Raw genomic sequence first — 21,020 nt, 5'->3', positions numbered from 1 at the left:
CCGACGTGTTTAACCGATTTGATTCTCCAATCCTCCTGGTGCAATACAACTTGCCTACTTATGTAGGCATTTATTCCATTGCCTGTAGCTATCGTCTGATATCGTCTAACTAGACGAGACTCTACCATTCTCAGTTGCCGCAGCCTTTTTGCTACGGATTGTCTGTTTCCTCCGGATTGGAGGAGGCGCGTGCCTGTACAATGTGTTGAGATCAAACCTATGTTCAAGAATACCCTGTTAACCCTCACCCTGTCTGCCGTTGCGGGTTCTGTTGCCGCTGCGCCGGTCGCTAACCTGAAAATCAACGGCGACATCAAGCCACCAACCTGTACGGTCAACGGCGGTGACCAGGCTGATTTGATTTATAATCTCGGGGCGGTGTCGCCGTCAGTGATCCCTCAGTCTGCGGGCTATAATGGTTTGCCTAGCGTTGCTAACACCCTGACTGTGGACTGTGATGCTGCGACTTATCTGACTTTTAAGGCCACGGATAATTATCAGAATCCCTTTGTCCAGGCTCCAGAGATGAACAATAACTTCAAAGTCCATGCGTTCAGCCTGGTCGATGTCAACGCTCCCGCGAAGACGGTTGGTGGCATAACCTATAAATGGCGAAATGTTTCTGCGGATGGCGTTACTGCCTATCTTTCACGTGCCAATGACGGTCCCAATGATGATGGAAAGTCGGTAGCCGCTGAGCAGATGGTCAAAAATGCGACAAATGGTTGGACCATGACCCAGCAAAAGTTCGTGAGCCCATCTGCGCTTGATTTAATATCCGGTAAGGAATTTTCGGCAGAATTATATAATGAAATATCAATATCTTACGGTTGGTCCCATACCTATTTGTTATCCAAGGATGAGTTGACTAAACAGGGTGTCGATTTTTCAGAGGGTGTTGACTATACCGGTAACGTCTTGCTGACCTTTAACTTCGGTGTCTGATAATCAGTAACGCTCTAGTGCCGTATTTTACACCCCTCTGCAAATTCAGAGGGGTATTTTCGTTTTTTTTACCACTTTAATCCCGCTGTTAGGGACTACGTCTGTAGTTATTTATTTCTCTGGCTGTAAATCCCGTCTGATATCTCCGAGCCGCACAAGCCTTTACTATTCCCACCTTGCCGCAGCCTGTTTGCTACGGATGATCTGTTTCCTCCGGATTGGGGGAGGCGCGTGCTTTTTAATGTTGAGATAAATCCTATGTTCAAGAAAACCCTGTTAGTTCTCGCTCTGACCGCTGTTGTTGGTTCTGCTGTTGCTGCCCCAGTTGCCAACCTGAAAGTCACCGGCAGCATCACGCCGCCGACCTGTACCGTAAACGGCGTGGACGAAGCTGACGTGTTGTACACCTTTGACGTGTCCCCAGGTCTGTTCCCGGCCAGCGGCAACCTGACCATGGCACCGCAGTCTCAGAACATCCAAGTGGTGTGTGACGCAACGACTTATCTGTCGTTCACCGCGAGCGATGAGCGTGCAGGCACCGAGCTGACCGCGGGTAACACCAACTTTGGTCTGGGCCAGTACGGCGACGATACCAAGGTTGGTTTCTACAAAGTGACCATGGAAAACGCGACGATAAAAGCCGATGAGAATGCTGCTGATAAAACCGTAGGCGTGCTGGTTGGTACTACCTACGCCACTAGCGGTGTGTTGGATAAAACGCAGACCGTTGCCTGGGCCACGGATAAAGACACGCTGGCCGCTGGCCAGGTATTTGCTGCTGACTTCGCGGTAGCACCGACACTGAATTCCGTGCTGAAAAACAGCGATGGTACAGCGCAACTGGACGGCCATGCGGTGCTGACGTTCGCTTTCGGCGTCTAAGTTTGCGGTAGGTCCGAGAAAACCAGCCCACAAAGGCTGGTTTATTTCATAATGAACGCGATGATGGAAGTATGATGAATAAACAAACCTTAGGGATGATTGGGGTTGCGATACTGGTCTCGGCAACCGCGACGGCAGCGCCGGTGGCGAATCTGAAAATCAACGGCGATATCAAGCCCCCGACCTGTACGGTCAACGGCGGCGACCAGGCGGATTTGATTTACAATCTGGGGGCGGTGTCGCCGTCAGTGATCCCTCAGTCTACGGGTTACAATGGCCTGCTTAAAAACTCCAACACGTTAACCGTAAGTTGTGATGCCGCCACCTACCTGACCTTCAAGGCGACGGATGTGTATCCGAATCCCTTTATCCAGGCTCCGGGGATGAACATAAACTATAGAGCTCATGCGTTCAACATGGTCGACGTCAACGCGCCAGACAAGACGGTGGGTGGGATCAGCTACTATTGGAAAACGGTTACAGCGGATGGGCAAACCGCTTTTATTTCTCGGGCAAATGATGGCACGGGTGACAATGGTACTTGGTCACGTCCTAACTGGCTAGTCAAAGATGCCACCAGCGGTTGGACGAAGACACAACAAACATATGTAAACCCAACAGATTTAGACTTGCTATCGGCGAAAGAGTTTTCGGCAACACTTATAAATGATAACACTTTAAACTTTGGTTGGGCCCTAACTTATCTATTATCAAAAGATGAGTTAACCAAGCAGGGTATCGATATTTCAAACGGTGTTGATTACACCAGTAATGTCACGCTGACATTTAACTTCGGCGTTTAATTTTCGTTGATTTATGTAAATACCAAGACCATTCCTACAGGTGTAGGAATGGTCCTGCATGATGAATGCGCTTTGCCTAATGTGAATTTCTTTATATTTTACGTATCCTTAATTTTCTCCGGTACGGTTATTTACCGTTTTTATATAGGCATGATGCTAGGTTCGGATGTTGATTTCGATCATGGGAATGAATTCAAGGTTATATTAATGGTTGCCAAAAAGTTAACGCGTCGTTTATTTCCATCGGATTATATTCGGGGGCTATTGATTACCCTGATGACCGGGTTTGCCGCCAGTGCGCAGGCACATAACCTTAGCCAAATGGATATGCCACCGTTGGAGGTCCAACCCGCGCCGTCCTGCGATATTCAGGCACCCGATGGTGGTGAATACGCCTATGCACAGCTTCATGCCAGCCAATTTCAGGCGAGGCAATCTACTGCGTTGCCGCCTATGACCCGGCGCTGGGCCGTGGTATGTGATGCGCCAACTGCACTGACGCTTCAGGTGCGGGACGTTCAGAGTAGCAGCGCTCCCATGGGTGACAGCACCCAGTTTGGTCTGGGTAAGGTCAATGGTAGCGGCAATCTGGGGCATTATCAGATCACGCTAAGCCATGCGGATATTGATGGCAGAGCGGCGCAACTCTATGAAACCAGCGATGCATCTGCCCCCGGTATTGCAGCCGGTCAGTGGGCAATTTCCACAGAAAAATACTATGGCTGGACTGAACGTGACGGCGGTGCCAGTCACGGTAAATTATTTGCCGCCGACATTACCGTTTCCCCGGTCCTCAATAGCTTGCAGCTCACTAATGGGCCTCTGGTGAATGGGGCGGAGCTTAATGGTTTGGCAGAAGTTATTTTCACCTTTGGTCTTTGATTTATATTGTGCTTTATCCGCAAGATAGCGAAACAAATCAATATCGAGCGGGCAGAAGCTGACAGGTTATCATGATGCGTTATTCCTCGCTTGTTATCGGTATTCTGATTGCCCTGTCAGGAACGAAGACTGCATGGTCAAATGAAACTATCGCCGCGAACAAACCGGCAGGTGTGGTTGATTTTGATCTGGATTCACTAAAGTCCCTGGGTTATGGCTCTGAAGTCGCTGATTTTTTTAAAAACGGTAATCAATTTTATCCGGGCCAGCATGACGTGGTGATTAACGTCAATGGCGCTGGCAGTTATGCGGCAACCGTCACCACCGGTGACCACGGGCAGCTTTGTGTCACACCGGAGTTGCTCAAGCAACTCCGGCTGAAGACCGTACCGCTGGAGCCTGGCTGCACCACATTGAACGACATTTTACCCGCTGCCAAGGTAACACCGCACCCCTCCAGGTTCGCTATTGATGTGGTAGTGCCGGAAGACGCGTTTGACGACCAGTTGCGTGGCAGCAATCTGACCTCGGGCGGGTTTGCGCTGATGAACAACTACCGGATTTACGGGATGCGTATGCAAAACCGTGACTCTCAGCAGTTTTATCAGGGGCAGTTTGAAACCGGCATGAACCTGCGCAACTGGGTGTTACGTAATAACAGCAGTTTTACCTCGGGCAAAGACAGCACGAAATACGAATTTAACGAAACGACGCTTGGCCGTGCTATTGAGCCGCTGAAGTCCATTCTGCAAATGGGCCAGATCAATACTCAGGGGGCGCAGTTCGGCGGAACTCCACTCAATGGTTTACAGCTATACAGCGATTCCTCCTTGCAGGAAAGCGGCCGCCTGCTGGTGCCAGTGACCGGGCTGACGGAAACCCCTGCAACGGTGGAGATCAGCCAGAACGGGCGTCTGTTGTACCGTACGCTGGTGCCTGCGGGGCCGTTTCAACTGGATCGTGTCAATGGCGTGATCGGGGGTCAGCCTCTGGATGTCAGCATCTTGCAGAATGACGGGCGAACCCAGCGCTTCCAGGTGACTACCTCACCGTTGGATAAAAATGCGCGCGGAGAGATGAATTATCAGCTGGCGCTAGGTACCTACCGGGATCGCAGCAGTAGTAGTGATAGCGATAAGCCGTTGATTGCCAGTGCGGAAGGGGATATCTCCATCGGGCAGGCTCAGTTTGCCGGGGGAGCGCTGTTTTCCAGCCCCTACCAGGCCGCGAGCAGCCGGGTGAATCTCTACTGGTTGGGCGATCGCTCCGTTACCGTCGGTTTGGGGATGAGTGGGGCACGTAGCCGCGAGGATCAGGGGTTGCAGGTTGATACGAGCCTTGGCCTGGCGCTCGGCTCCATCTCACTCGGTCTCAGCACGCTGATGCGCAGTGCGCAATACCCGACGCTGGAGTCTACTTTGCAGCGCAGCGAGCCTGAATCCTCACCCGATGAGGAGCAAAATTGGCAGGCACAGGATGTCGGTATTTCGACCTCGACCTCGCTCTCGCTCAGTTGGGTCGATGCTGCATGGGGACGGCTTGGGTACAGCCTGGGGTTTAATCAGTTTCATGGCGATAAAGAGGCCACGTTGCTGCACACCCTCAGCTATGGGCGCAAGTTTGGCAATGTGACGATGAATCTCAGCTTCCAGGCTGCCAGCGATCGGGATAACCGCCTGTTCCTCAGCGCTTCGCTACCTCTGGGACGGCGTGCATCATTGAGCAGCCAGATGCAACGTTATCAAGGGGAAAACAACTACACCACGACGTTTTCCCACAATCCGAGTGACCTGTGGGGCTACTCCGTAGGAGCGAGTCATAACCAAAGTCAGAGCCGCCTGAACGGTTCAATGCGTGCGACCACGGCCTACAGTCAGCTGTCGGCCAACGGCACCTTGGGTAATGAAAACTCCAGATCGATGATGTTCTCCGCATCCGGCGCAGCCGCTTATGCAGGGGGGATGTTTGCGACCTCACCGTACGCGTTAAGCGATACCTTTGGCATTGTCAGCGTTCCTGGGCAGTCCGGCGTGCGCGTCAGCGCGATGGGCAGTGGCACCACGATCACCAACCACTTCGGTAATGCAGCCATACCGTCTATGCCGGTGAACAAGAAGACGACCATACAGCTTAATACCAAGAATTTGCCGTTAAATATCCGCCTAAGCACGACATCGTTTGATGTCGCCGTCTCGCGGGGCACAGTCATTACCCGTGAAATCAAGGCCGCAGTGATCAAGCAACTGCTGTTGACCATCAAGATGGTCAATGGTCAACCGGCTCCTGCCGGGGCAAGCGTGCTGGATCAACAAGGTGTGCTGGCCGGTGTCATCATGGGGCAAGGCAACCTGATTCTCAGTAACGAGCAAATTGATAAATCGCTGTTTCTTCGTATCCCTAACCAGAGCGATTGCCGCCTGCGTTTTAAGGTACCGGATTATTTTGATCCGAACGCGCTGTATGAAGAAGCAGATGCAGAATGTCACTAAACTACTAATTGGAGCTTTAATGTTTTACTCAAACCGTCTCGTCCAGAAACTCAAAGGCCATGCAGGTAAGGTCATGTTTGCCACCGCTATTTTAATGGTGGCACCTGCGGTACAAGCCAGTTTCCAACTAGAAACTATGACGGTGATCCTGGACGCCAACGATGGGCGTAAGGTCTTCAGCGTCAAGAATATGTCTAAAGAGCCGATTTTGCTTTCTACCAAAGTGGAAGACATTCCAGGCGATCTGCCGATTGCCAAGGATATTCTGGTCTCTCCGCCGATCATTCGTATCGAGCCGGAGGAAAGTCAGCAAATTAACTTTGTGCTGAAGAAGGGCGTTTCGATCCCGCACGAAATCATCCTGAAAGCCTCATTCCAGGGGGTTGGCGCCGCTAAACAGAATGTCACCAAAATGCCTATTCGTCAGGAAGTGGCGATGTTGGTTATTCCTGATGGTATGGTGGAAAGCCAAAAGCCTTGGGAAAAGATGCTGGTGAAACAGTCCGCTAACCAGTTAACCCTCACCAACGAAGGGCAACAGGTTATTCGTATGTCACCTAATTTCACCACGCTGCCGGATGGCAAGGTGCATGGCATCGGTCAGTTTTACCTGCGCCCGGGCGAATCAAAAAGCGTGGAGGTTCAGGGTAGTGTTAAAGACATCAAACTGTCTCCGCTGAGCCGTTACGGTTTTCGTATGGCCAATGATGCCACTGTGGCTGTTAAATAAACAAGGGGCCGTCAGGCGTTAACAGTAAATAAATGACGGCCAAAATAAAATGAAAGATACCGATCAGCAAAATAAAATGTCACTGTTAGTGGATGAAGGTGCCCCCAGGGTTGAGTCGGCGGTGATCATAGACGATCACCCTATGGCAGCAATGGCGCTGGAGGCTCTGCTAAAAAAACATGGCATTCAGGTCACTAATAAGTGTGGTGATGGCGATGAGGGGCTGGCCACGCTGCTTCAGGTAAAGCCGGATGTAGCGATTATCGATATTGACGTGCCGGGGATTAATGGCCTTGAGGTAATTAAATCTGCCAGGCGTGCCGGGATTAAAAGTATTCTGGTGGTTTTTTCAACCAAAAATGACGTGTTTTATGGTAAAAAATGTGTTGCTGCGGGTGCCAATGGGTTCGTCAGTAAGAAAAAAGGCATGGACAACATTATTAATGCTATTCGCGCGGCGCGCAATGGCTATAGCTATTTCCCGTTCGAACTGAATTATTTCTTAGGTAATGTGACGACGGAAGAGAGCCTGATCGATGCACTATCAGAACAAGAAGTCAATGTGTTGCAATATCTTCTTCGGGGGTGACTGTTGGTGCTGTGGCGGAGGCAATGGGCATTAATGCTAAAACTGTGAGTACTTATAAATATCGCCTAATGCAAAAGCTTGGCTGTAATTCAATAGTAGAGTTGCTAGATTTTTCAGCCAGAAATAATATAAGATAATATGATGCGTTATTGGGTGTTTGTATTACTATTAATGGCCTGGGGGATAGGCGGTGCGCTAGCAGATCAGAGTGTGATGGTGAAAAGCGAACAGGATTTTTCACCGCCGTTTTCACCCTGTGCTGCTGTACCCGCAACGCTCACCATCGGTATTTACCGGCCGCTGATAATGCCGCTCAATTTCATTGATAATTACGGTGCTCTGCGCGGTGTTGATGCCGAGTTTATTTCATTGCTGAATAATAACCTGCAAATGAAAAGCACCGTCAAGATTTATGATAGTCAGGCTGAAGCGCTGGCAGCCTTGGCTAAAGGAACCGTTGATATTATCCTGCCCTCGCTTTCTGACTCGTCGACGCAGGAATTCCGTACCGTGGATACGGTATTCAGAAAGATACTGCTGTTACAGACACAGATTGTTGCGGTGACGAAGGTGCAAAACCTGATATCCAGGCCGGGCGAGAATAAGCGGATGAGAATTGCTACGGTGGCAAATCCATTCTATGCTGCATTTATCAAACAAAAATTCCCTGGCGCATGCGTGAAGCGATACAGTGAGATTTATGCTGCACTTAACTCGGTAGAAGATGGTGAAAATGATCTGTACATTGGCAATAGTCTGGATACGGGTTATTATCTAACCAATGATTTCTCGCATACTCTTGATATAAAAAAATCCTGGTCCGAAAATGCACCGGGAAAATATTTCGTCATTAATCCCCAAAACACTACGCTTGCCGCCAAACTCAATGATTTCGTCACCCATCTGTCAGCCAAACAAAAAAATAACTTGCTCGATTACTGGATTAATACCGATAAAATGCTGCTGGCCGTAGAGGAAATGGATCTGACCCCTGAGGAAACTGAATGGCTTAAAAACCATCAGACGATCCGTGTTCTGGTTAATCCTTACTATGCCCCTTTTTCCATGATGGACTCGGCGACAGATATCAATGGCGTAGCGGGGGATCTGTTAAAAATGCTCTCGCTAAAAACGGGGCTGAAATTTGATATTAACTATGTTAATACTGAAAGTGAGATGGCAGAGGTGATCAAAACGGGGCAGTGGGATATGATTCCGGCTGCCACCGCAACCAAAAAAAGAGAAAAGTCTGCACTGTTCACCAATAGCTACCTTTCTACGCCTTACGTGTTTCTCTCCAAGCATAGCGATATGCTGAAGGAAGGAGCATCGGCTCCCGTGCGCATTGCCGTTCCTTGTCACTATGCACTGTGCCAGTTTTTAAAAAAGAAATACCCCCATGCCGTGTTTATTAATACGGACAGCTCCACTCAGGCACTTTCTTATCTGATTGAAGATAAGGCCGATGTGGCCGTGGCTAACAAGGTCACCGCCCGCTTTTTTATCGGCCATTATTTCCATGAAGCGATAAAGTACGCTGATATCCCTGATGCACCTATGGCGAATATTGCTGTCGCCATTAACCAAGACCAGCCCGTTCTGTGGGATATTATTAATAAAGCCATTGCGAGTGTACCTTCGAAACAGGTTATCTATTCCATAGATAAGTGGAACAGCATCCGCGATCCGCAGCTGAATACCTGGAAGCTGTACCGTAATGAATTCTATTGCGTTTCAGCATTTTTTACACTGCTTATTGTAACCAGCCTTATATGGGGGATTTACTTGCTACGCGAGACGCGTAAGAGAAAAGCGTCCGAGATGCATCTTATCGATCAGCTAAATTATAGCGCCGAGTTGTCTAATGCACTGCCTATGCCAATTTATACGATTGATATTGAAGGTAAAGTAGGGACCTATAATTCTGCTTTTCTGAGCGCAGTGGTGCCCCATCACCCAACGGAAAGCATCGCGGTACAACACCCACTTTCAACGGTGTTCAGGCAGATAAAAACACACTTTAACGCGGGTATGCTTCCTCATGTGGTGATCAAGTTTGAAGAAAGGTTGAACTTGCGGGGGAAAATCAGTGACGTTATCCACTGGTTCGTACCGTTTAAGCGCAGTGGTGATGCTACCACTTCCTTTATCTGCGGCTGGCAGGATATGACCGAGCACACCAGGCTGCTCCATGACCTGCAGGCAGAGAAAGAGAATGCGATCGGCGCAAATAATGCCAAACGGTTGTTTTTAGCCAGAATGAGCCATGAAATACGTACGCCTGTCAGCGCGGTGATCGGTTTCCTCGAAATACTCCAGCATAAATATCCGCAGGATAAAGACATTGCTCTGGCCTATAACGCGGGCGCGACATTGCTCGGGGTTGCCGGAGATGTTATTGATATCGAAAAAATTGAATCCGGTAGCTACGAAATCAATAAGAACTGGGTATGTATTGGTGCTTTGCTTGAGCAAATCACCCATATGTTTGATGGTTTGGCCGAACAGAAAAAGTTGGCGCTGTGTTACCACTCAGCCATTACTGATTGTATGGAGTATGACCTTGCCGCGCAGCCGCTACGCCAGATAGTAGTGAACCTGTTAAGTAATGCGGTTAAGTTCACCGACAAGGGAACGATTTGCGTTGCCGTCAGAACGGAATATGCCAATGTTAATCTCGCTTATCTTATTATCTCTGTGACGGATTCAGGTTTAGGGATCGCTCCCGAGGAACAGTGTAAGCTCTTTTTACCTTTTAGCCAGACGGAGTCCGGCAAACGAAGGGCTGGCTCAGGCCTTGGGCTGTCTATCTGCCGCCATCTGGCCACTATGATGGAAGGTCATCTGGCGGTACATTCTGCTACTGGTGCAGGCAGTACTTTCACGCTTAAGTTACCTGTGGCGTTCAGACCAAACCGATCTTTTGGCACAACACCACAAGCTATCCCTATCTTGGGTGAAAAAAACCATGACTTAAGCATTTTGATCGTGGACGATAGCCTGACTAACCGGCTGCTATTGAAGCAACAATTGCAGATTTTAGGCTACCAGGCCGATGAGGCAGCCAATGGCCTTGAGGCATTAAATGCGATTAAACATGCAGCCTATGATCTGGTGATTACCGATCTGGATATGCCTGAAATGAACGGTACGGAGCTAGCGAGTGCGGTACGAGAATTCGACGATCGCCTATTTATCATCGGCCTGACCGCTAACGCTCAGGAAAGTGAGAGAGAGCGCTGTATTCAGGCAGGAATGAATGACCTTACCTTTAAACCGATGGATTTTAACCAGCTAAATCTGTTGCTCTCTAGTTGCCCGGGTAGAGGAGTCTTGCATGACCACACTCTGGCATTGCCGGAGCTGGAGGAGTTATTTGGCGAAGACACTGCTGGGTATATCACTTTCCTACAGCAAGCAGAGAGTGATGTGATATCAGATATGAAGGAAATAAACCGCAATCTTAATGGCAAAGACTGGAAGATGATCGATAAAAGAATACATCGGCTATGCGGTACTGCACAGATAATGAGTGTTGAGAGCTTAATAACTCAGCTAGACAAATATTATGCTATTGATAAGGATAGTTGGCCAGAAGTTCAGTCGTATTTTGTTGCGTTGATGGCTCAGCTTGATGAGCTGGTTAAGAATATCGAAATAATACGATCGCGGTTATCCCATTATTAACCCTCTGTTACAGCATTATTTTCTGTATCTTGTTTTACTACCGAGCTAAGGACAATTCGTGGCACGTACTGTCCCCTCTCCTTTTGGGAGAGGGGTAGGAGCAACAGGCCACAGGTTTTTGCGTTATGGCTGTTCTAGCAAAAGATAGTTTACTAATGATGAGAACCTTTTAGGGTAAAGCTCGATGGAGTCTCCAGATGAAAGGCTGACTCCGCCATTGTTAATCCGGTACTTCCCAGAGACATAAACAGCAGGTGTCCCTGTCACTTTAAGTGCTTTAACTGCCTCATTTTGCTTATAAATAAGCGACTTTACAGGCAGGCTACCTCTGGTCTTTTCGTACTCTTCAGGTGTGACACCCGCAGCATTAAATATATTTTCAATATCGTTCATGCTGTTAATGGTACGGTCCTTCAGTATTCCTTCAAATAGCGGTTTCTCGACTTTATCCTGGATGCCAAGCACCATAGCGACGGACCAGGCCTCAGTAAGTTCGTGGCCAAGATTCCCCATGGCGCCAACATGGTATTTAACAAATTTAGCATTGTCTGGCAGATTGTTGCTGATGGTGTTACCGATATGGTAGGTTTCGTTGAATAAATAACATGGCCCACAGTAAAATGAAAAAAACTCTACAACATCTGGGGCTTCTGATGAAGCCGTGTTCAGTTTTGTATATTGATTTCCCTCTTGAAAACTTGTTGCGTGCGCAGTTGAAAATAACGTGGAAATCACCAGGGTTGCCATTAAGACATTGGGCTTGCTCAGCATGTTTATACCTGTTATTAAATTGATTAACCATTTTATAATTATCACGTAAGCAAGTATATAGGTCCTGGCCTGTGCGTTTGTAGGTGGCTTCCTACACGCGTAGTCACGAAAAGGACACCCCAGTAAATCGCAGCATGGGTCCCCTCTTATGGCAGGAAAAATGTGTAGAGAAATAATAGCGGGTTCATTAATAGCCGTTGGGATAAAGGAACAGGGTGAGCAACTTCAGTCTCTATATACAACCAAGGTATACTCTAGAAAACTATCCCTAAAGAAGGGGTGAGACTAAAAATCACCGTAATGAACGCTATGATTAATATCATAACCAGCAACCACAGCCATCCACCGCTTACGGGGCATGTGCCCGACAAGATTATTTTTTGATGAAAGGTGCCAGGAACGGCTCGGTAGATTGCTCTAGCAGCGTGATAAGTTCAGGATCCATATAATGATAGTCATCGGGGATATCGAGAACATGCAGGGGCTTATGTTCCAGCAGGCGGCGATGCTCGGCAACCAGCCGGTTTTTGTGTTTTTGCTCCATGACAAAAATCATATCCGCCCAGAGCAACAACTCCGGCGTCACCGTTTTTATGGCATTACGGCTGGTCCCGGCCGACCTTGCGGTCAGGCCGGGAGTTCTGCGCCATATGCGCTCTGCGGTTGGGCTGCGCCATTGGTTACGGCTGCAGACAAACAGCACATTCATGGTCAATCGATCTCATCAAGTGCGTTACGCCGGGCTACGGCGCGGGATATCTGTGGATACTCAATACCCAATTGACTCGCTCGCGTTATTTTATGTGAGCGGGTGTAGAGCATTTTCCACCGTTTCTCTTTGGTGAACTTGGGTTGAAAATCCCCCATTTCACTGTGTTTGTTGCGTTTGTTATTCACCAGGCGCCAGGCCCGGCCACGTATGTCAGTCATGTTAATGCCTCATCGGTTCATCGGGGTTCAGCAGCCGCGATAATACGAGAGGTAGTGCAGCAGCATCTTATGCCGCCCGGTAATGCTAACATTTCGGCTATAAACAATAAATCGCCTTGATCCCACCCTGTTCGAAATCGAGCGTACCGATTTCGCTTGGCTCCCTCAGCCATTGTGCTGGTAGAGTGAGGGCCAGGAAAAAACGACAAGGAGGTTTCCCAATGAACAGGCCAACCTGGGAAGAGTTCAGTTCGCTCTTCGAGAATCCCAAGCAAACCAAGGTGCGCAAGGTGCAGGCAACGCTTATCGCACGTCATCCAAACATTCTCAGTGGTTATGGGCCTGAGGATGACTATCTGGACGTTTTTAGCCGTGTGTTTGATATCGCGTTGGATTGGAAAGAGGGGATGGGCGTCTTTCTCGAATACCTGGCGGAATACTTAGGGCCGGACGTTTTGGCCGTCGAGTTTGACGATGATTATGAAGTGGCAACCGTTCGCTTTGCGGGGCGAGAGCACCTGTTTAACTGTTCCGAATTGGGCAGTGAAATGTTTGACGCCGATTTGGAAAGATTGCAAACGCTGATGAGAAGTCGCTATGTGTTCCGGCTATTCTTTCAAGGTGCGATCGACGATACGCTGAGATTCCTGGTGATCCCGGCTAATCTGTGGGAGCGGGCAGAAAAAGATTACGGCATGCAACGAATCTCGGCCTGCCTCATACCTTATGGTAGCTTGGTATCCCTTAAGGGCTATGACGCAACGCGTCGGTGGAATGGGCCCTACAGCAAACTTAAGCTGTTTCAGTTTGCCATTCCTGTGTTGATAGTGCTCGGTGCCGGGGTTGTGAGCTTCTATAATCCCCCCTCTGCTAATAGAGCAAGTGAGCTACCCACCTGTGAGAGTATGCAGAAAGTCTTCGGTAAGCTGTCAAAATCGCAAGCAGAAGCGTTGATCGATGACATGCGGCGAAAAAATACCTGCAAGCCCTAACTTATGCGATCGATATCTTTGTTCAGTAAATTCAGATGCTCAAGCAGAAACAGCGATACTGGCGGCCTTAATTGTTTCACCCCCACACATTTTGCGACTATTCCGGATCCATCGCGATGGGCATCGGTGGTACAGTGGCGCGATTTTCATTCATTTTGCTGTTTTTTTGGCTGTTGAACGCCGAGGTGTGAGTATGAGTAAGTTTATTGCTGCGGGCCTGCTGGCCGTTTTACTGTCCGGGTGTGCTACCGAATCACCTTGCGTACCGGTCTATGATGACCAAGGCCGTTTGGTACATACCAATACCTGCATGAAAGGCACCACTCAGGATAACTGGGAAACCGCCGGGGCGATTGCAGGCGGGGCGGCAGCGGTAGCTGGCCTGACGTTGGGCATTATCGCGTTAACCAAATAGTGATGCTTTTAGTAGAGGCACGTCTATGTGCCTCTACTGCTGTTCAATCTCAACTACGCTAGTCGCATGTTGCGCCTGAACATGTTTATCCCTAACAACTTTCCCTCCTCTAACCCATTACTGTTCCCCAGCGCGGGGTAAAACTGCACGATCAATAAAGCGAATTAACGCTTCACGGGAAGCAGTGCCTACTCTCTATTTAGGTATCTTTATATCAAACGGGGATGCTCAGTATTTTTCGGGTAATTTATTGATTTTAATTAATAATCCCTTTTTTATGACAATGTAGCCGCCTAAGTTCAGCTCTGACAGGGTTTTCATAATCCCGCTACGGGACAACTGAGTTCTGTCAATGATGTATTGCACTGCAGATACGGTGGCCCGGGTTTCAAAATCCTCATCGCTTAATGCACGCAGGCAGTTGCAGATAAGCTCATAGTTGGGCAGCGCTGTATTTAATTGCATATAGTCATCGTAGCGAGCGGTCAGATACATCAGCGTATAAGAAAGTGGTTTCCACAGATTCCTTTCCTCTATATGTATCAAGAGATCCTCTAGAGGAAGATGCATATATTCGATCGAGGTGTTGGCCTGAATAACAAGGTTGGCGGGGTCGTTCACTAAATTGTTGATGCCAATAATAATCGGGGCTTTAAAAATGCCGATAAGCAGTGAATCTTTGCCCCGCTTAAACTCACACTCTCCCTGTATTAGCGAAAAACACATCCTTTTGCCGTTTAAAATCAGCGGGAAGCGTTGCCCAGGTTTACCCTTGCGGATGCTGAGACTCGCCAACAGGGAGTCCTGTAACAACTGAATATGAGCGACGGGCTTAGTCTCGGAAAATTTTTTGCTGTTGTTCATGACCGACCACGAGGAAAACACGGATTGCAATGAGTATAGATGAAGTTGGTAGCAAAGATAAGCGGTTGGGGTTGCTAATGATAACCCTGCTCTAGTGCCTTCCTCTGTAGGTTGAGTCATGGTTAATCGGTGTGGGGAAACGGCTCACTGTTCAGAGGATGAACAATAGGTTGAGTCCATTTTTGGATCGTCGGGCCAAAAATGAATCACAAAGCCTTTGAGAGTATGAGGTGACTATAAGATAATGCTTAGGCGATGACGGCATTAAGCTGAACGTCAGGAGTGATATTCTCTCTTGTCAGCGAAGGCGATGGGTGTCTATTTTATTATATACTGAGGGTCTGTTTTTATTTTATCGAAATTATGAACTGGTTGATGATTATATTAACCAATCTCTGAAATGGACCCGATCGGCAGTATTTTTTATCATCACGCTATGCTGATTTTCAATATCGATAACGGAATCCTAGAGTTCATTCGAGTAAATGATATGTATGATTTGAGTAAAGTCACAGAACAGACAAAGGCGTTAGCCGCGGTTGAAGAGGTTTTAACGTCGATGAAGTCTATTGCTCAGATAAAGCAAGGAAGAACGGGGCAACGTTTTTATCTCGAGCAGAATGATCAAAGAGTCTGCTTTTTGCTTTACGGTGGAACCTGTATCGCTAAAAAAACCCAAGACTCGCTGGTGTTATCAACGATCAGATCGCCCAGTATCGTTGGATTACAGGATGTTTTCCATGTTAAATCGGATGCGCACCTGTTGGCGATCGGTGATGTTGAGTATGGCATATTATCGGTGGAGGATTTTTTTTGCCACGTAGAGAGCAAAAACCTATGGAGAAATATTTGTCTTATGTTGATGCTTTCCGCCACGCGGTTTAGTGAATATCAGCGGGAAACGGTAGGTATCAGTAATTATGAGTTGATTTGTAATTTTTTGACCTCACTGAGTATTGAAAGCTTTGAAATCAGGGCTACTACTACCGCGCTGGAGTATATTCAGGAACGTAGTCTGCTTTCCCGTAGCGGGATTATGAAAACCCTTTCATCATTGAAAGCGGGGGGCTATATCGATATTAAAAATGGGTTGCTGATAAAAATAAACTCTTTGCCAAAGAAGTTTTAATTATTGCCATAATCTTTTTGTCCCTTGGCGGTGACACTACGTCAAAACGGTGATCATGTTTCTCTACGCGTCCAGATAGCGCTCTTTTCTACATCACTTTAATAAATGGCAAGAGAAAATCGACATGATAAGAATATGTAGCTCATTGTTTTTTAGATGTAATGTGAAAGTTAATATGTAAATGAGGAAAAGTATTCCTTCGGTCCAAAATAAGACTTCTGGTGCTTAATTGTACCAAAAACTGGTTGAGCAGTTATTTTTACTATGGATAATACACATCAACAGATAACGAAGTGGTTAAGAGTAAAGTATCTTGATGTTTATCATTACCAAGCAATTACATACCTGGTCACAAGAAACACCCCAACATTCATTGGGTTAATTAAATAGTATTTAGTCAGGGTGATAATAAAATCGGATCGTTAGTCTAAAAAAAGATTTTTGATGCATTTTTGAACTAAAAACATGTTGAGCGACCATGATTACTGTGGATAATACGCATCAACAGGTAGCATAAAGATTTCGTTCTTAGCGTAACTCGCTAGTGTAAAAATCTTTTATTCTTGAAAGTGCAGAGTCAAATTCAGGTGATGTTGCTTGGTAATAGAGTTTTTTGAACCAATAAAAACCTGTGAATCCGTACGGTAAAAGCAATGTATTTTACTGTGTGGAAGGGAACTTATTACTATGGATATATTGGCGTAATAACGGGTCGCCTATCAAAAACAAAAATCATTTAGCCTGTTATATAGCCTTTTAATCACGGGAAGTTCGAGTTTAAAACTTTAAATAAAGTTATATAAAAGAATTTTTTACTTATTTTACGAGCATGGTTTTGTCTGGATTTAATCTTCGGGACGAAATTATCTCACCTCATTCAGAATAGCGAATGGATCGCTATGCTGGGTATTATGTTACACCTCATTAAACAAAGGATTATTTTCATGAAAAAATTAGTGATTGCTGTGTCTATTGCTGTTGCATCTTTGTCTTCTGCGTTCGCTGATGATGGCAAAATTAACTTCACCGGTGTAATTACTGATGATGCTTGCACCCCAGTAAACGATGTTAGCAACCCGCTGGAAGTACCTATGGGTACTGTGTCTAGCAAAGCTTTCAGCACAACTCAAACTGCAAATCCACACAAATTCTCCATCTTGCTGAAGGATTGCCCGCTTGCTGCAACAAGCGCCAAAGTGACGTTTGATGGCACCGCAGATAGCAACGTACCCTCCGTTCTGGCCCTGACTCAGGTAGCTGGTGTGGCGACCAACGTTGGTATTCAAATAACTGACAAACAAAACGTTGTCGTTCCATTGTATACCGAATCTTCTGCTTATCCGCTGACCGTGGGTGACAACTCGCTCGATTTCGTCGCTCGTTACTATAAAACTGGCACGACTGTCACTGCAGGCCCAGCCAACTCGACCACCAACTTCACGATCGTTTACAACTAATTGATTGTGTTTTTGCCCTCCCAGTAATGAAAGGGCATTCCTACGGGCCACCTCTGGTTGGCCCGCCTTTATCGGAGCACCTCGTTTTATGAATATCTGGTTTAAAGTCCTGTTTCTTCCTCTGTTAATGACTAGCGTACTGGCACAGGCTGCCGAAACTGGCGGTATCACCGTCGGCGGTACCCGGCTGGTTTATGACGGCGGAAAGAAGGAAGTTTCACTGAGCGTCACCAACTCTGACACCAACCCTTATCTCATCCAGTCTTGGGCGGAGACTCGAAATGGTGGCGCTGAGAAAGCCCCCTTTATCGTTACACCACCGCTGTTCCGTCTGGAAGGGAATCAGCAAAGCCAACTGCGTATCGTGCGCACTGGCGGCCAGTTGCCTGAAGATCGTGAGTCACTCTACTGGCTGAATATCAAGTCCATCCCTGCCACAAGTCAATCGGGGGGGCAAACACCTTGCAGATTGCGATTAAGACGAGCATTAAACTCCTTTACCGTCCGCAAGGCCTGAAGGGCGTACCTGAGAGTGTGACCAACAAACTGACCTGGTCACAGAGTGGAACCCGCCTGAGCGTTAACAACCCAACTCCGTTCGTGATGAACTTCCAACAGATCAAAGTGGGAGGGCGCGAAATCAACGATGTGAGCTATGTCCTGCCAATGAGTCAGGCAACTTTTACCGTCCCTGCCAACGTGAGTGGCCAGGTAAGTTGGAAGTTGATCAATGACTACGGCGGTGTTGGAGCAGAGCACACTACGGGCCACTGACAGTGTATTCAGGCAGGAGTGAATGTTCAGGTGTCGGAAGGGAAAATAACCTTCGTGAGCAAGGGAGTAATTAAGGATGATAAAGAATAACGGTCATGTACGGTTGCGTCTCAGCCGGCTAGCCTGTTTTGTTGCGGCTCAAATGGCGCTGCTCACAGGGACAATGATGAATGCACAGGCGCGGGACGTATTTAACCCTGCTCTGCTGGAGCTAGGTACTCCAGGACAGAACGCCATTGACCTTTCATCCTTTGAGGATAAAGGGGGCCAACTGCCCGGTACCTATCGCGTTGACATTTTTCTCAATAACGAAAAAGTAGAAACACGAAACGTTGAATTCCGACTGGCCCGCGACAGCAAAGGCCAAGAATCCCTGCAGCCCTGTATCCCGGTTGATGATTTGACCAACTGGGGTGTGATGACCAACAAATTTCCTGGGCTCGGCGCACCGGGCAGCGCTTGCGCCAACCTGGCTGAAATCCCCAGGCGAGCAGCGAGCTCCGCCTTACTGTGCAGCAGTTACTGTTGAGTATTCCCCAGATGGCCGTGAACAACTCGGCGCGTGGTACGGTTGATCCCAAGTATTGGGATGAAGGGATCCCTGCGGTCTTACTGAACTACAGCCTGTCGGGTTCCAACAACTATGCCAAAAACGGGCAGGGCAACGACAGCAACAGCCAGTACATGAACCTGCGCCCCGGCATCAATATTGGTGCATGGCGCCTGCGTAATTACACCACTTGGAACCGTAACGATAGCGGTGGTAGCGATGGCAAGGCTGAAGATCACTGGGACACGGTTTATACCTACGCTCAGCGTGACATTATGGCGCTCAAAAGCCAGTTGACCGCCGGTGACAGCTCCACTGACGCAGATGTGTTTGACAGCATCCCGTTCCGCGGCGCCCAACTGGCCTCCGACGACGAGATGCTGCCAGAGAGTCTGCGTGGTTATGCTCCCATTGTGCGTGGCATTGCTCGTACCAATGCACAAGTGACCATCCGCCAGAACGGTTACGTCATTTACCAGACTTATGTCACGCCAGGCAGTTTTGAAATTAACGATATGTATCCGACCGGCGGATCCGGCGATCTGTATGTGTCGATCAAAGAATCCGACGGCAGCGAACAGCAACTGGTGATCCCTTACGCTTCCCTGCCGGTGCTGCAGCGTGAAGGCCGCTTGAAATATGCGGTGGTTACTGGCGTTTACCGTTCCTATGACAATAGTGTGGATAAAACACCGTTGACCGAAGGGACGGTGATTTATGGTCTGCCAGCCGGTTTTACCGCCTACGGCGGTGGGCAGTTCAGCAGCAAGTATCAGTCTGTAGCGCTGGGCCTGGGCAAAAACCTCGGAGATTTAGGGGCCTTGTCCATCGATGTTACCCAGTCCTGGGCGAAGCAAAAAAATCAGGATAAAGAGAGCGGCCAGTCCTGGCGCGTACGTTACAGCAAAAACTTCGTACAGACCGGCACCAACTTCGCCATTGCTGGCTATCGCTATGCTACCGACGGCTATTGGGGCATGCAGGAAGTGCTGGATACCTACACAGACGGTAGCTCCTATTCGTTGCAGGAACGCCGCCGAAACCGTGCTGAGCTGACTGTGTCACAGGATTTATGGGAAGGTGGCGGCAACCTCGGCCTGACCGCGGCGCGAGAAGATTACTGGAATACTGACCGGCGTATGGAGTCGTACACCGCCAGTTATAACAACTCCAGGGACGGTATCAGTTATGGGCTGAGCTATACCTATAACCTTAACTCGACGGTGAACTACGGTTCCGACTCGCGCAGTAGTGGTCGTATTTACGATAGAGATCAGCTGTTTGCCTTTAATGTGAGTGTTCCGTTGAGCAAGCTGTTTGGCGATAAGACCTCAACCATCTATGCCAACTACATGCTCAATACCAGCAAGGAAGGTAATACCACCAATAGTGTGAGTGTCGGCGGTACTACGCTGGAAGACAACAACCTGAGCTGGAGTGTGCAGCAGGGCTATGGTTCACAGGGGCAAGGTAACAGCGGTGCTGTGAATACCGATTGGCGTGCGGCCTATGGTGAAATCAGTGGTGGATATACCTATGACCATAACAGCCAGCGCCTGAACTACGGTGCGCAGGGCGGGATTATCGCCCATGAGAACGGCGTGACCTTTGGCCAACCACTGGGTGAAACCGTGGCTCTGGTAGTTGCACCGCAAGCAAAAGGTGTCAGCGTACAAGGCCAGACTGGGGTTAAGACTGATTTCCGTGGCTATGCCGTGGTGCCGTATGCCAGCCCATATCGCAAGAATGATGTCACGCTCAATACCCAAACCTTCGGTGACGATACTGAAGTGGCTATCACTACTCAAACCGTTATACCAACGCGGGGTGCCGTGGTGAAAGCGACGTATCAGACCAGCGTCGGTTACCGGATATTGATGACGCTGCTCCGTACAAACGGTCAGCCGGTACCTTTCGGGGCCATTGTGACCAGCCAGGATACCAAGAACGCACAGGGCTTTATTGTGGGGGATGCAGGGCAGGTGTATCTCACCGGGCTGGGGCAAAACGGCCAGTTGAAGGTGAAGTGGGGTTCCGGAGCCGATGATCAATGTACCGTCATGTACAGTGTGCCGAAAGCAATTAGCGGCATAGCAAATATAAATGGTCAGTGCCGGTGATCTGTCGCCAT

Annotated in this window: 17 protein-coding genes and 2 pseudogenes; 15 read left to right on the top strand and 4 right to left on the bottom strand. The window is 48.4% G+C overall.

From position 1 onward, the window contains the following. Positions 1 to 219: 219 nt before the first annotated feature. From D9980_RS15120 to D9980_RS15080, 9 genes are all read left to right on the top strand, one after another. Positions 220 to 945, top strand: a complete 726-nt coding sequence (locus D9980_RS15120) for a type 1 fimbrial protein (protein WP_121607741.1) — start codon at positions 220 to 222, stop codon at positions 943 to 945. A 258-nt stretch (positions 946 to 1,203) separates the two neighbouring features. Continuing rightward, positions 1,204 to 1,827 carry a fimbrial protein gene (locus D9980_RS15115; RefSeq protein ID WP_121607740.1) on the top strand — a complete coding sequence of 208 codons (624 nt, stop codon included), beginning with the start codon at positions 1,204 to 1,206 and terminating at the stop codon, positions 1,825 to 1,827. A 71-nt stretch (positions 1,828 to 1,898) separates the two neighbouring features. Then, the gene (locus tag D9980_RS15110; protein ID WP_162304274.1) at positions 1,899 to 2,630 is read left to right on the top strand and encodes a type 1 fimbrial protein; all 732 of its coding nucleotides are present in this window, start codon (positions 1,899 to 1,901) and stop codon (positions 2,628 to 2,630) included. A gap of 48 nt (positions 2,631 to 2,678) precedes the next feature. After that, entirely contained in the window at positions 2,679 to 3,512 is an 834-nt protein-coding gene (locus D9980_RS15105; RefSeq protein WP_121607738.1) for a hypothetical protein, read from the top strand. A 71-nt stretch (positions 3,513 to 3,583) separates the two neighbouring features. Then, positions 3,584 to 6,001, top strand: coding sequence for a fimbria/pilus outer membrane usher protein (locus D9980_RS15100; protein ID WP_121607737.1), 2,418 nt, complete (start codon positions 3,584 to 3,586; stop codon positions 5,999 to 6,001). 19 nt (positions 6,002 to 6,020) lie between these two features. Then, positions 6,021 to 6,731, top strand: a complete 711-nt coding sequence (locus D9980_RS15095; protein ID WP_197724463.1) for a fimbria/pilus chaperone family protein — start codon at positions 6,021 to 6,023, stop codon at positions 6,729 to 6,731. 49 nt (positions 6,732 to 6,780) lie between these two features. After that, the gene (locus D9980_RS15090; RefSeq protein WP_121607736.1) at positions 6,781 to 7,320 is read left to right on the top strand and encodes a response regulator; all 540 of its coding nucleotides are present in this window, start codon (positions 6,781 to 6,783) and stop codon (positions 7,318 to 7,320) included. A gap of 23 nt (positions 7,321 to 7,343) precedes the next feature. Then, a complete protein-coding gene (locus D9980_RS27305; protein ID WP_370454269.1) occupies positions 7,344 to 7,457 on the top strand; it encodes a LuxR C-terminal-related transcriptional regulator in 114 nt (37 codons plus the stop codon). Position 7,458: 1 nt separating this feature from the next. Then, positions 7,459 to 11,007, top strand: a complete 3,549-nt coding sequence (locus D9980_RS15080) for a transporter substrate-binding domain-containing protein (protein ID WP_121607734.1) — start codon at positions 7,459 to 7,461, stop codon at positions 11,005 to 11,007. A 123-nt stretch (positions 11,008 to 11,130) separates the two neighbouring features. Here the strand turns inward: D9980_RS15080 and D9980_RS15075 are convergent, their stop codons facing one another. The 3 genes from D9980_RS15075 to D9980_RS15065 form a co-directional block, all read right to left on the bottom strand. After that, positions 11,131 to 11,778, bottom strand: a complete 648-nt coding sequence (locus D9980_RS15075) for a DsbA family protein (RefSeq protein ID WP_121607733.1) — start codon at positions 11,776 to 11,778, stop codon at positions 11,131 to 11,133. A 373-nt stretch (positions 11,779 to 12,151) separates the two neighbouring features. Next, the gene (locus tag D9980_RS15070) at positions 12,152 to 12,487 is read right to left on the bottom strand and encodes a low molecular weight protein tyrosine phosphatase family protein (RefSeq protein ID WP_121607732.1); all 336 of its coding nucleotides are present in this window, start codon (positions 12,485 to 12,487) and stop codon (positions 12,152 to 12,154) included. Between the two features lie 2 nt (positions 12,488 to 12,489). Next, entirely contained in the window at positions 12,490 to 12,708 is a 219-nt protein-coding gene (locus tag D9980_RS15065) for a hypothetical protein (RefSeq protein ID WP_024484986.1), read from the bottom strand. A gap of 221 nt (positions 12,709 to 12,929) precedes the next feature. Between D9980_RS15065 and D9980_RS15060 the strand changes: the two genes are divergently transcribed. Together D9980_RS15060 and D9980_RS15055 are read left to right on the top strand one after the other, a co-directional pair. Beyond that, the gene (locus D9980_RS15060) at positions 12,930 to 13,700 is read left to right on the top strand and encodes a hypothetical protein (RefSeq protein ID WP_121607731.1); all 771 of its coding nucleotides are present in this window, start codon (positions 12,930 to 12,932) and stop codon (positions 13,698 to 13,700) included. Positions 13,701 to 13,893: 193 nt separating this feature from the next. After that, complete coding sequence (locus D9980_RS15055) at positions 13,894 to 14,115, top strand: hypothetical protein (RefSeq protein WP_021179822.1); 222 nt, start codon at positions 13,894 to 13,896, stop codon at positions 14,113 to 14,115. A 228-nt stretch (positions 14,116 to 14,343) separates the two neighbouring features. Here the strand turns inward: D9980_RS15055 and D9980_RS15050 are convergent, their stop codons facing one another. Beyond that, positions 14,344 to 14,979, bottom strand: a complete 636-nt coding sequence (locus D9980_RS15050; RefSeq protein ID WP_162304272.1) for a helix-turn-helix domain-containing protein — start codon at positions 14,977 to 14,979, stop codon at positions 14,344 to 14,346. A 400-nt stretch (positions 14,980 to 15,379) separates the two neighbouring features. Here D9980_RS15050 and D9980_RS15045 point away from each other — a divergent pair, with 400 nt between their 5' ends. The 4 genes and pseudogenes from D9980_RS15045 to D9980_RS15030 all read left to right on the top strand — a co-directional run bounded on the left by D9980_RS15045 (position 15,380) and on the right by D9980_RS15030 (position 21,009). Next, on the top strand, positions 15,380 to 16,108 hold the full coding sequence (locus D9980_RS15045) for a helix-turn-helix domain-containing protein (RefSeq protein WP_121607729.1): 729 nt from the start codon (positions 15,380 to 15,382) through the stop codon (positions 16,106 to 16,108). A gap of 944 nt (positions 16,109 to 17,052) precedes the next feature. Beyond that, a complete protein-coding gene (locus tag D9980_RS15040) occupies positions 17,053 to 17,565 on the top strand; it encodes a fimbrial protein (RefSeq protein ID WP_121607728.1) in 513 nt (170 codons plus the stop codon). Between the two features lie 88 nt (positions 17,566 to 17,653). Continuing rightward, positions 17,654 to 18,339: pseudogene (locus D9980_RS15035) on the top strand (molecular chaperone). Between the two features lie 76 nt (positions 18,340 to 18,415). Next, a pseudogene (locus D9980_RS15030) lies at positions 18,416 to 21,009 on the top strand (fimbria/pilus outer membrane usher protein). Positions 21,010 to 21,020 lie beyond the last annotated feature (11 nt).

This window comes from Serratia sp. 3ACOL1 (assembly GCF_003668775.1).
GTDB lineage: Bacteria > Pseudomonadota > Gammaproteobacteria > Enterobacterales > Enterobacteriaceae > Chania > Chania fonticola.
Note: the sequence above shows the minus strand (reverse complement) of the source record. Positions and strands in the feature narration are given on the sequence as shown.

Coding starts and splice junctions, on each gene's coding strand:
- D9980_RS15065 (WP_024484986.1), bottom strand. CDS start 12,708: ATGACTGACATACGTGGCCGGGCCTGGCGCCTGGTGAATAACAAACGC.
- D9980_RS15105 (WP_121607738.1), top strand. CDS start 2,679: ATGGTCCTGCATGATGAATGCGCTTTGCCTAATGTGAATTTCTTTATA.
- D9980_RS15040 (WP_121607728.1), top strand. CDS start 17,053: ATGAAAAAATTAGTGATTGCTGTGTCTATTGCTGTTGCATCTTTGTCT.
- D9980_RS15115 (WP_121607740.1), top strand. CDS start 1,204: ATGTTCAAGAAAACCCTGTTAGTTCTCGCTCTGACCGCTGTTGTTGGT.
- D9980_RS15110 (WP_162304274.1), top strand. CDS start 1,899: ATGATGAATAAACAAACCTTAGGGATGATTGGGGTTGCGATACTGGTC.
- D9980_RS15055 (WP_021179822.1), top strand. CDS start 13,894: ATGAGTAAGTTTATTGCTGCGGGCCTGCTGGCCGTTTTACTGTCCGGG.
- D9980_RS15060 (WP_121607731.1), top strand. CDS start 12,930: ATGAACAGGCCAACCTGGGAAGAGTTCAGTTCGCTCTTCGAGAATCCC.
- D9980_RS15075 (WP_121607733.1), bottom strand. CDS start 11,778: ATGCTGAGCAAGCCCAATGTCTTAATGGCAACCCTGGTGATTTCCACG.
- D9980_RS15070 (WP_121607732.1), bottom strand. CDS start 12,487: ATGAATGTGCTGTTTGTCTGCAGCCGTAACCAATGGCGCAGCCCAACC.
- D9980_RS15095 (WP_197724463.1), top strand. CDS start 6,021: ATGTTTTACTCAAACCGTCTCGTCCAGAAACTCAAAGGCCATGCAGGT.
- D9980_RS27305 (WP_370454269.1), top strand. CDS start 7,344: ATGGGCATTAATGCTAAAACTGTGAGTACTTATAAATATCGCCTAATG.
- D9980_RS15050 (WP_162304272.1), bottom strand. CDS start 14,979: ATGAACAACAGCAAAAAATTTTCCGAGACTAAGCCCGTCGCTCATATT.
- D9980_RS15100 (WP_121607737.1), top strand. CDS start 3,584: ATGATGCGTTATTCCTCGCTTGTTATCGGTATTCTGATTGCCCTGTCA.
- D9980_RS15080 (WP_121607734.1), top strand. CDS start 7,459: ATGATGCGTTATTGGGTGTTTGTATTACTATTAATGGCCTGGGGGATA.
- D9980_RS15090 (WP_121607736.1), top strand. CDS start 6,781: ATGAAAGATACCGATCAGCAAAATAAAATGTCACTGTTAGTGGATGAA.
- D9980_RS15120 (WP_121607741.1), top strand. CDS start 220: ATGTTCAAGAATACCCTGTTAACCCTCACCCTGTCTGCCGTTGCGGGT.
- D9980_RS15045 (WP_121607729.1), top strand. CDS start 15,380: ATGGACCCGATCGGCAGTATTTTTTATCATCACGCTATGCTGATTTTC.